Here is an 11,404-nt window from a genome sequence, read left to right as displayed (position 1 = left end):
TCATACTCTTGACTATCTGCCGTTTGGCCATTTACCCCTGAGGTAAATCATTTGCTGACTATCAAGGCTTTCAGATACCTCGCGCCCGAGGAGGGAGGGGCCCCCGTGTAACGGGGAGGTGTATCAGAAAGCCTTGATAGTCAGCAAATAAAAGTGTAAATTATGTCGTTTATAAATAGAAATCTACACCGCCGATGCCTTACGGAAACCCTCCATCAGGTTGCGGATGGTCTCCTTGACAGTGACGATTTTGTCGGCCTTAAAGGCATTGCTGCCGGCAAAGGCGTACCCTTTTGAGAAGTTTCCTTTGTAAGCGTTGTAAAGAGCTTTTATGATGCAGTACGGACTTTTTGTGTAGTCGCATGTTCTGATGCAGTGGTAAGGGCAGCCGTTTGGTTTTTCGTGGCCCTCCTTCACGCTCTGGATAAATTTGCTGAAGATGGCGCGGCCGGGCATACCTACCGGGCTTTTGATAATCTCAACATCTTGTTCAGTTGCGTTTATGTATGCCTCTTTAAAAGCAGTGGAGGCGTCGCACTCCTCAGTTGTAACAAATATGGAGCCCATCTGTACTGCCGATGCACCCATGTCCAGGATTCTCTTCATCCCCTCTCCATCGTATATTCCGCCACCGGCAATAATAGGAATCTTGCAGTTATTTTGCTCCTCCACAACCTTAATTGTTTGAACCAATTCAGGAAGCAGATGCTCCAGTGAGTAGTTCTCGTCAGTAATCTGATTCTCTTTGTAACCCAAGTGTCCGCCAGCTTTAGGTCCCTCAAGAACTATAGCGTCCGGAATATAGTTGTAGTTTTTAATCCATTTCTCGCAAATAATGAGTGCAGCCCTTGCTGAGGAGACAATGGGAACCAGCTTTGTCTGTGAGTCTTTCGTGAGAAATGAAGGGAGATCGAGCGGAAGCCCGGCACCGGAAAAAATCACATCGGCCTTGGAGGCGATTGCAGTCTTTACCATATCGGCAAAATTTGTAAGTGCCACCATTATATTTACACCGATGACCCCTTTTGCCTTCTCTTTAGCGAGTCTGAGTTCTTCTCTGAGTCCAAGTATTGAAGCCTCAGCAAAATCTTTTGACATCTGTTTATAGAGAAGCCCTATTCCGGCACATGAAATTACACCCACGCCACCTTCGTTCGCCACAGCAGCTGCCAGACCATTCAAAGAAATACCAACACCCATTCCTCCCTGCACTATAGGGACAGACAAATTAAGGTTACCAATAGAGAAATTGTTCATTCAATTTTTTCCCGGCAAGATAGTGCAAAATAATTACACTTTATCTTTTTTCTCGCTTCTCCGGAGCGTTTTCTCTCCTCTCAAGTGGTAAAACACCGGCCATCTCACCAATAACATTCACTATCTCAGAGCCTGCAGGGATAATAATTTTTGAGTTTTTCTCAAGGGAAGCCTCAAGTGTCTCCAGTTTTTTCAACAACTGAGCATTCCCCACAAAATATTTATCCGCAGCTTCGTTAACCAGCCTGATTGCTTCAGCGTCACCCTCGGCATTAAGAATTTTTGATTGCTTAACCCCCTCTGCCTCTTTAATCTTTGCCCTCTTGATACCATCGGCAACAGTCTCGGCAGCCGTAGCCGAATCTACTGCGGCAATCTTCTCATTCTCGGCCTTAACAACCTTGTTCATAGTCTCCTGAACATCCTTTGGCGGGTCAATCTGCTTAAGTTCAGTTCTTACTATCTCAATACCCCAGTCCTTTGTCTCAGTATGCAAAGTCTTGTATAGCTCAGCATTGATTTTACCCCTCTCGCTGTTTGCCGATTTAAGTGTAAGTGTACCGATTATATTACGCAATGTAGTCCTTGCCAGGTTAACGATCTGCCACTTAAAGTTGTTAACATTATAGATTGAGCCCTTAACGCTCTCCTCATCAGACTTAACCCTGAAATAGACCTGAGCATCCACGCTTGCATTCAGGTTATCATTGGTAATGATCTCCTGTGGCTCCGCATCCACCATCTGTTCTGTCACATTTACCACATATATTCTGTCAATTATTGGAATTATCCAGTGAAAACCAGGCATTGCAAACCTGTTGTATTTACCAAGTCTCTCAATAAGCCCCCTCTGAGTAGGCCTGACGATCCTGATCCCGGCTGCAAGTATCAGCAGCACAATGGGAATAATAAAATACCAGTAGTTCATTGTAGAAATTGTTTTGTGAATTTATATTAGAAACGAAAGGTACGGAAAAAACAGACACAATTACTCTCGCTTTGTCTCTAGGCCGCATCTCGCCTCCTCTCGCCTCAGAGGAAAAGTGTCAAACACTTAAGAATCTGTCACATGTAGTTTTTTACAATTTTCCACAATACTTTATTTATCAATTGTTTGACACTTTTCCTCTGAGGCAAGAGCTACAGAGTAGCTGTATGTCATTGCTGCAGGTTGTATCCCTGTTCTGGTTAGGGCGGTTATGTTACCATTGGAGTCGTAGGTTATCCCCTGTTCGTTGTTTGAACCGCTGTGTATGCCATCCGTCAGGCGGCTGTATGAATCGTAATTATAACGGTAACTCTATTCGCCGCCTCCGTTCCGCAGCAGAATTGGTTTGACCTAAAGTTTCCCATATCAAAGATCAGAAGTAAACTATGTGCCGTCCTGAAATAGGTTGACTGATTTTAACAAATATAAGTAAACGAGTTCATTCAGACTTTGATTTTTTTGTTTAGGAATTTGTTTCGATACTCTATCCTTCTTAATTGTCTCTGATTGTGCATGTTGTCTGGTGTTAACATGTGACATGATAAGTGAGGTCTGAGGTGGTTATAAGAATGGACTGCTTGAGCAAGTAGTAGTTTTAACTCAAGCAAAGAGTGATGCTGGCCATCAATGAGGAACTCATGTTTGATTATCCCGTTAACTCTCTCTGCGATTGCATTGGTATAAGGGTCGCTGTTTTCAGTCATACTTGTAATGACACTCATTCTTCTTAATTTTTCCTGGTATGCTTTGCAGCAATATTGAGACCCCCGGTCTGTATGATGGGTGAGCTTGGTCTGATATTGTCTGTTATTAAAAGCCATTGCCAGTGCCTTGATAACTAACTCTACATTCATATTTTCATCAATGCAATAGCCCATAATCTTCTTCGAATAAGCGTCAGTAATCATTGACAGGTAGTAGTATTTATCCTTTGCATTGATGTATGTTATATCTCCAACCCACACCTGTTCTGGTTGAAAAATTCTGGTTCCGGTAACAAGATCCTTGTATTTTGGAAAGTGATGTCTTGAGTTTGTTGTTATTTTGTATTGCCTTAGAGGAGGAACCAACATCCCGTTGGCCTTAATAATCTCGTTCAGCTTATCTCTTCCAATTTTGATTTCTTTTAATGGTTGAGAAAGCATGTGGTGTAGCTTCTTTGTTCCTATTCGTGGTAATGACTCCCGCTGGCTTTTAACCAGCGATATCGCTACGAAGGCCTGAACCTTCTTTGTCTTCAGACTTTTCTTGTGTTTATAATAGGCTTGTTTTGTTTTCCCGAGTAATCTGCACCCAAAAACTATTCCTCCTTGTCCCCCTTTGGAGATGTAGGTGTCGACTGCCCGGGCATAACTTTTTTTAACAGGTCAATGTTGTAATCTTCTTTGACTACCTGCACGATAGCGTCGAACATAATACCCTTTTGCTTGAGAAGAAATATCTCCTTTCGCATCCGCTCGTTCTCATCTTCCTTAGCCTTGAGCTGATCTTTCAAACGCTTGACATTACTGGGATCACCGGCATTTTTCATGGTATGAATGATTGTGTAATCAGGATTAAAAATACCATATTTTCTCATCCATTGTAATATCGTCTCTTCATCTTTGATGTTGTACTTCTGGATCACATCTCGCATTGTCATCCGTTTGTGCTCTACTGCAGAGACTATCCTGCGTTGAAATTGTTCGAGCTTTCTCTGAAAAATTGATTGCTCATCCTCGACTGTAAATTTTTTCATAAAAATTGAGTTTTTGAGTCAACCTATTTCAGGACGGCACACTATATACCCACACCGCTGTAACACACTGATTACCTAAACATAAGCAATCCACCTGTCAGGTCACCTGACAGGTGGGTTGTCTATACATTGATAATCTGAGACTTAGAACCGCACGGGTTTCGCAAAAATCAACTGCCGAATGGCCAACTCAGGCCGGGCGGGCGGGTAGGTTGACAGGGATATTCGTTTATGTGCTTAAAAAAGAAGCAATTGCAAATTGCTTTTTGAAAAAGTTTTTAAAAAACCAATTTTTAAACACCTAACTACCTGTTAGATAAGCAAATATCCCTGTCAAACCTCCCGCCAAGTATATAAGGTGCTCCGCAGTTTACACGGCCGGTTCCCGGCCGGTTTATCTGTCATGTCCCTACCTGAATCAACCGAGACACGAAGGAACCTCCGCCACAGCGAACGAAGAGAGCGAGGAGGAAAAGTTCCAGAGGGGCTGCGGGTGATTCAGGTAGGGATGAGGAGCAGGTCTTTGAGCGAAGGAACATCCGCCACAGCGAACGAAGTGAGCGAGGAGGAAAAGTTCCGGAGGGGCTGCGGGTGATTCAGGTAGGGGACAGCAGTACACTGGGGAAGGATGCCACAGCAGACTGAAGCAGGATGTGGCAGCAGACGCGGCAGGATGTAATGATTTTTACTAAATTTGTAGACCTCACATAAACCTAAATCCACCTACTATGAAAACTTCAGTTCTAAATCTGCGCATTTTAACACTTTCATTCTGTATAGTTTTAATTTCCGCTACAAAAATGAGTGCTCAAAATCTCTCATCCGCCTGGGAGGAGCTTACATCGGCTGAGTTCAGATATGCGGTTGAGAGAAGTGAGGGGGTTTGTATTGTGCCTATGGGTGTGATTGAGAAGCATGGGCAGCATCTGCCGTTGGGGACCGATGTTTTCACATCCAGGCATACATCGCTGCAAGCTGCGGGAAAGGAGTACGCAGTAGTTTTCCCATTCTATTTTGCGGGGCAGATTTATGAGGCTATGCACCAGCCGGGAACAATTGCCTACAGTCCGGATATGTTGTACAAAATGCTGGAGGAGACATGTATGGAGATCTCCAGAAACGGATTCAAAAAGATAATATTTGTAAATGGCCACGGCGGAAACACATATTTTTTGCAGTATTTCTGCCAGACACAGCTGGCAAAGGAGAGGGAGTATTCGGTCTATCTCTTTACCCCATCTGTTGATGCCGATACTCAGAAAACCATCGCCTCTATGAGAAAAAGCACTACCGGTGGTCATGCCGACGAGGGGGAGAGTGCCACAATGCTGGTAGTGAGGCCGGATCTGGTAAAGATGGAACGTGCCGGAGATGAATCGGGAGCGGACAAAAACAGACTTACTCTTCCAAATGCCTATACAGCAATATGGTGGTATTCAAAATACCCTAATCACTATGCAGGAGATGCTACAGGTGCCACTGAGGAGCTGGGAAAAGTCATAATTGAGCAGAGAATCGAGCAACTAAGCCGCGTCATAAAAACCGTTAAGGAGGACAATGCAACAATGCACCTGCAGAAGGAGTTCTGGAGACAAACAACTGGCAAATAGCGTATACTATCTATCTTTATTTTTGTTATATTTGGAATAGAATACCCATCTCTTTACCTAAATGATTAACGACTCTTTCTTAAACCTCTCAATTCTAGAGGCATCTCCGGATGGTATTGTTGTCACAGACCTTAAAGGTTTAGTTGTGAGAGCATCACAAAGTGCAGTAAATATGTTTGGATTTAAATGCCATTCAGAGGTTGAGGGTTTGAATGTATTAAATTTTATTGATGTTAAGGAGCATGAGCTTGTTTACGAATGCATTGCCATGATGCTCCGGGGAGACAACGGAGGTGCAAAGGAGTACACAGGAGTAAGAGTTGATGGGGAGAGTTTCAACCTTGAGATAAATAACAATGTCATCAGAGATATTGAGGGAGAAATTTCAGGGTTTATTTTTATTACAAGGGACATATCTGAAAGGAAAAAGGATGCCGAATCACTGATGCGTAACAACATGATTATGGAGGCCATCTTTGAAGCAGTCCCCGGGATGATTTACCTCTACGATTCTGATGGTAATCTGGTTAGATGGAATAAAAAGCATCAGCAGCTAACCCGCTACAGCCAGGAGGAGATTGCCGGAAAACATGTTATGGATTGGTTTAAAGATGATCCAAAAAGTACTGAGATAATAAAGGAGGGTATCAGACAAGCCTTTGAAGAGGGATTTGGAGAGGTGGAGGCACTGCTCAGGAGAAAGGATGGAGAGAGAATTCCAATGTATTTTACTGCAAGCGGTGTGGAGATTGAGGGGAAACAATATCTTGCAGGTATTGGAGTTGATCTTACAGAGCAGAGAGAGAGGGAGAGTGAACTAATAAAAGCAACTGAGAGAGCCCAGGATGCCGACAGACTTAAGACTGCCTTCCTGCAAAATATTTCACACGAAATCAGGACCCCTTTAAATTCTATTCTGGGATTTCTTGAGCTTATAAATGACCCTGAAACAGACAGCATAAGCAGAGAGGATTATATTAAAATAGTTACTATAAGCGGAAGAAGACTCCTTGGAATAATTACAGATATAATCAGCATCTCCTCTTTACAGACAGGACAGGAGAGGTGTATTTACTCCGATGTCTCTCTTAAGCTTCTTTTGCAAAACATTTATGAGAATTACCTGGTTTTTGCTCATGAGAAGGGTGTTGACTTCGTTATAAACGCTCCTGAAGAGGATGTTGTTATAATAACTGATGAATCCAAACTTCTTCAGGTTATTGGTAATCTGCTTTCGAATGCATTTAAATTTACAGAGAGAGGGTACGCATTACTGGATTGCAAAGTAGCAGATGGCAAGGTTCATTTCTGCGTAAAAGACACCGGTATTGGGATTAAAAATGAGTTTATCAATAATATTTTCAATGTCTTCACTCAGGGTGATATAAACCTTAACAGAGGTTACGAGGGTTCAGGTTTAGGACTCTCAATCGCCAAGGCATATATCAATCTAATGGGTGGAGAGATTAAGGTAAAGAGTAAATTTGGTGAGGGTAGTGAATTTTCATTTTCTCTCCCGGTAAATATTAAATAATCAAATAATAGATATGATGAAAAGGGCCCTAATGTGTTTGCTGTTTTTAATTACAGCATATGGATTTAATTATGCTCAGGGAAAAGAGCTTATCTGGTATATGCCTGAAGGAGTTGAAAACTTTAACAGCAAAATCCCTGCTCCTGAAAAGGTTCTGGGATTTAAGAGCGGCGAGAGACATATAACTTACGACCAGGTTCTCATTTACATGAGAAGATTGGCGGAGCTGTCACCAAGGGTAAAAATTATTGAACAGGGATATACTTATGAGAAAAACCCAATCATCTATCTTACAATAAGCACTCCGGAAAATCTTGAAAACCTGGAGAGTATCCGCACTGAGCGTCTTAAAATTGCGGACCCATCTCAATCATCAAAGCTAAATCCGGATCAGATGCCGGTGGTTAACTGGTTTGGCTATAGTGTTCACGGAAACGAAGCAACAGGTATGAACGCATCTGTAATTTTCGCCTATGCCCTGGCAGCCTCGGAGGACAAAATTATTACAGATATGCTGGAGAAAACTATAGTTATTCTTCAACCCTCAATTAATCCCGATGGAGGTCAGAGGTATGCCGGCTGGGTGAATTCAAACCTCTCACTTGCAGGCAATAGTGACGAAAACTCAAGGGAGTTCCGAGAGCCCGCCCCAAGCAGTCGCTCAAACCACTACTGGTTTGACCTGAACAGAGACTGGCTGCTCGCTCAACATCCGGAGAGCCGCTCAAGACTTGACCTGTTTTACAAATGGCTCCCTGCAATGGTAAACGACTTTCACGAACAGGGGAACGCTAATGGGACATTCTTCTCACCGGGAATCAGAAACAGTACAAATCCTCTCATTCCTGACCAAAACTGGCTGCTCACAAAGAAGATATCGGCTTACCACTCGGAGCTCTTTGGAGAGATAGGAACCATGCATTTCTCAAAAGAGGATTTTGATGACTTCTATACCGGCAAAGGCTCTACCCTGCCGGACCTATCGGGAGCAATAGGCATCCTTTATGAACAGCCCAATCCAAGAGGTGTTGCAAGGGAGAGAAATGGTATTGTTGTGACACTCTCTGACAATGTCCGCAACCAGGTTTTTAACTCGTTCAGTGCCCTGAAAGCGGGAGTGGAGATGAGGGGCGAACTTATGGATTATCAGAGGAACTTTTTTGCCGAGAGAAAGAGGATGGCAGAGAAGGATTTAGTTCAGGGGTATATATTTGGTTCAGAAGGTGATATTTCACTCAGTCGGGAGCTTTACAGGATGCTGAGAGCTCACGATATTAGAGTTTATAATATTTCGAAGGAGGTTAAAATTAACGGAAAAACATTTACCCCCGGCAACTCATGGATTGTTCCGGTTCAGCAGCAACAATACTCAGTTGTAAGAACCATCTTTGAAAGAAATCTAACATTCAGGGATACGACATTTTACGACATATCTGCATGGACAGTACCACTGGCAATGAATATCTCTTATGCCGAGGTTAAGGAGAGCTCATCTCTTCTTGGGAAACCTGTTACAGGAGATAGTGAATTTGACAGGATGGCAAATATGGATATGCCCGGTGTTAGCAGATATATGTACCTTGTGGAGACATCGGACCTCTACTCATATAGTTTGATATACCGGCTTTTAGACAACGGAGTTATCGTAAAGGTTGCCGATAAACCATTTAGTTACAAAGCAAATGGCAGCGAGAGGCAATTTAACAGAGGTACTCTGATGATTCCGGTTGCCCAGCAAAAGATACCGGCTGATAAATTAAACTCTATTTTGATTGATGCTCTGAAAAAGTACAGAGGAGCCGGAATTAAAGCCTTCAGTTGCAGTGCCGGCCAGAGTGAAGGGGATACAGATCCGGGAAGTAACCACTTCAGAGTTATATCAAAACCATCTGTTGCAGTTATTACCGGCAGAGGTGCATCATACGGCACAGTTGGTGAGATATGGCATCTGTTTGATTACAGGCTGGGGATACCTGTCTCACTTATTGATGCAGAGTCTCCGGGAGATCTCTCAAAATACAATGTCATAGTTTTTACAGGTAATATTCAAATTAGCCAGACGATTAAAAACAGGCTTTCAAGCTGGAATGGAGAGACTGGAAATACCTTAATAGCTATTGGCTCAGCATTAAGAACTGTTAACGAATTGGGGCTGGCAAATATTAAAATTGTTACAGAGAAGAGAGATACCTTCAAAATTGCAGATGGTACTTACGAACATTTTCAGGAGCAGAGGGGTGCCTCCAGGGTGAACGGAATAATTCTGGAGGCATCACTGGACAAAACAAGTCCGGTCTCTTACGGAATTGAGAGCGAATCCCTCCCACTTTTCAAAAGCAGAGATGTTGTTTTTGCAGAGCCTAAAAACAGATTTGCCGTACCCGCAAGGTATACAAAAGAGCCTCTTTTAAGCGGATTCCTGCAGAAGAGGTATAAAGGTATATTTTCTGACACCCCTGCTATACTTACAGGAAGAGGCATAGTAATTCTGGCGGACGACCCTTCGTTCCGAGGCTACTGGCACGGCAGTACCCGGATATTTCTGAATTCAGTTTTTTACAGGGAACTCCTTCCGGCTGTTTCACTTTAGAAAAACTCTACCCTGGAGAAGTTTATTCCGTATGTATAGTAACGAAGAACCATACTCTTCATCCTCTCCTTAAATGAATCATAGTTGCGGCTCTCTTTAGGTGACCAGACCACCTCACTGAGGGCCGCTGCTCTTGGATATACCATATACTCCACATGGGCGGAATTTGGCATATATTCGGTCCATACATTCCCCTGGGCCCCCATAATATATTTTGCCTCGTCTGCGTTCAGTGCGGCCGGAACAGGTTCGTAAGAGTAAATCTTAGCAAGCGATGTAAAGCCCCCTATTGCAAGTGGTTGTGATGCAGGATCTGCCTGATAGTGGTCCAGATAGCAGTGTGAGCCGGGAGACATTACTACATAATGGCCCGATTTTGCTGCCTCTATGCCGCCTGCCTCTCCTCTCCACGACATTACTGCCGCATTTGGAGCAAGCCCGCCTTCAAGAATTTCATCCCAGCCTATTATATTTCTCCCCTTTGAATTGAGGTATTTCTCAATTCTGGTAATAAACCAGCTCTGGAGTTCGTGCTCATCTTTAAGCCCCTCCTTTTTTATCCTCTCCTGACAAAGAGGACACTCCTTCCAGTTATGTTTGGGTGCCTCATCTCCTCCAATATGGATAAGTTTAGAGGGGAAAAGTTCAATTACCTCATCTAGCACCCCCTGAAGAAACTCAAATGTGCTCTCTTTACCTGCACATATTATGTCATTAAAGACACCCCATTTTGTAGCAGTCTCATACGGACCTCCTGTACAACCCAGTTCCGGATAGGAGGCAAGAGCTGCCAGGGCGTGACCCGGCATCTCTATCTCAGGGACAACCGTAATATATCTTTTTGCTGCATAGTCTACAATCTCTTTTATATCCTCCTGAGTATAAAATCCACCGTGAGGCTTACCATCAAACTTTGCATCAGGGCCAAAATTTCTGCCAATAAGAGTCTCTTTTCTCTTTGATCCTATCTCAGTTAGTTTTGGATATTTTTTAATCTCAATTCTCCATCCCTGATCCTCGGTTAAATGGAAATGAAATGTATTGAACTTATGCATTGCCATATAATCAATATACCTCAGCACAAATTGTTTTGGCATAAAGTGACGGCAAACATCAAGATGAAGTCCTCTCCACGGAAATCTTGGTGCATCCTGAATTTTAACTGCATCAACCGTAATACTCTCCATTCTCTTCTCTTCTGCAGGCATAAGCTGAGTCAGAGATTGAGCAGCATAAAAGAGTCCGTTGAATGTTGAGGCAACAGCCTTTATCCCTGATTTGTCAATATCCAGTCTGTAACCCTCAGGAGCAATTCCTGACTTCTCATCTAAAATGAAACATACAGATCCCTTTACATACTTTTCAGTAAAAGCAGGTGAGGCAGCCTGAATACCATAAAATCTCATAAAGTGAGAGGAAATTACATTAAATATATTATCCCTGTGATTTCCTGAAAAATTGAACAAAAACTTAGTCTCTTTGGTTATAGAAAATGTACCCTTGCCCTGAATCTGAGAGACAGGCTGAGGGACAATACCTGATAATCCGTAAGCAGATGAAAATCCCATTAGTGCAATCGCTGTTACACCAATGCTCATTAATTTGATTTTTAGATTCTTCATAACCATAGTAGCCATTTGTTTATTGAAATTTATAGAGCAAGTTAAAAAAAATTCTTAATAACAAT

8 protein-coding genes are annotated in these 11,404 nt (G+C 42.8%); 3 read left to right on the top strand and 5 right to left on the bottom strand.

Annotated elements, in window-relative coordinates:
• Positions 1-183 precede the first annotated feature (183 nt).
• From U5907_09890 to U5907_09875, 4 genes are all read right to left on the bottom strand, one after another.
• Positions 184-1,257 carry a nitronate monooxygenase family protein gene (locus U5907_09890; protein ID WRQ32880.1) on the bottom strand — a complete coding sequence of 358 codons (1,074 nt, stop codon included), beginning with the start codon at positions 1,255-1,257 and terminating at the stop codon, positions 184-186.
• Between the two features lie 40 nt (positions 1,258-1,297).
• A complete protein-coding gene (locus tag U5907_09885) occupies positions 1,298-2,185 on the bottom strand; it encodes an SPFH domain-containing protein (protein WRQ32879.1) in 888 nt (295 codons plus the stop codon).
• A gap of 503 nt (positions 2,186-2,688) precedes the next feature.
• Positions 2,689-3,549 carry an IS3 family transposase gene (locus tag U5907_09880; protein ID WRQ34098.1) on the bottom strand — a complete coding sequence of 287 codons (861 nt, stop codon included), beginning with the start codon at positions 3,547-3,549 and terminating at the stop codon, positions 2,689-2,691.
• Positions 3,546-3,983, bottom strand: coding sequence for a hypothetical protein (locus U5907_09875; GenBank protein ID WRQ32878.1), 438 nt, complete (start codon positions 3,981-3,983; stop codon positions 3,546-3,548). The genes U5907_09880 and U5907_09875 overlap by 4 nt, the downstream gene beginning before the upstream one ends.
• 728 nt (positions 3,984-4,711) lie before the next feature.
• Between U5907_09875 and U5907_09870 the strand changes: the two genes are divergently transcribed.
• The 3 genes from U5907_09870 to U5907_09860 all read left to right on the top strand — a co-directional run bounded on the left by U5907_09870 (position 4,712) and on the right by U5907_09860 (position 9,717).
• Positions 4,712-5,593, top strand: coding sequence for a creatininase family protein (locus U5907_09870; GenBank protein WRQ32877.1), 882 nt, complete (start codon positions 4,712-4,714; stop codon positions 5,591-5,593).
• Positions 5,594-5,654: 61 nt separating this feature from the next.
• Positions 5,655-7,127 carry a PAS domain-containing sensor histidine kinase gene (locus tag U5907_09865; GenBank protein WRQ32876.1) on the top strand — a complete coding sequence of 491 codons (1,473 nt, stop codon included), beginning with the start codon at positions 5,655-5,657 and terminating at the stop codon, positions 7,125-7,127.
• A 13-nt stretch (positions 7,128-7,140) separates the two neighbouring features.
• Entirely contained in the window at positions 7,141-9,717 is a 2,577-nt protein-coding gene (locus tag U5907_09860; GenBank protein ID WRQ32875.1) for a M14 family zinc carboxypeptidase, read from the top strand.
• On the opposite strand, the gene U5907_09855 is transcribed toward U5907_09860, so the two are convergent.
• The gene (locus tag U5907_09855) at positions 9,714-11,315 is read right to left on the bottom strand and encodes a beta-N-acetylhexosaminidase (protein WRQ32874.1); all 1,602 of its coding nucleotides are present in this window, start codon (positions 11,313-11,315) and stop codon (positions 9,714-9,716) included. The genes U5907_09860 and U5907_09855 overlap by 4 nt on opposite strands.
• Positions 11,316-11,404 lie beyond the last annotated feature (89 nt).

It is taken from the genome of Bacteroidales bacterium MB20-C3-3, from assembly GCA_035609245.1.
Lineage (GTDB): Bacteria > Bacteroidota > Bacteroidia > Bacteroidales > UBA932 > Bact-08.
This window is presented reverse-complemented; position numbering and strand designations above follow the sequence as displayed.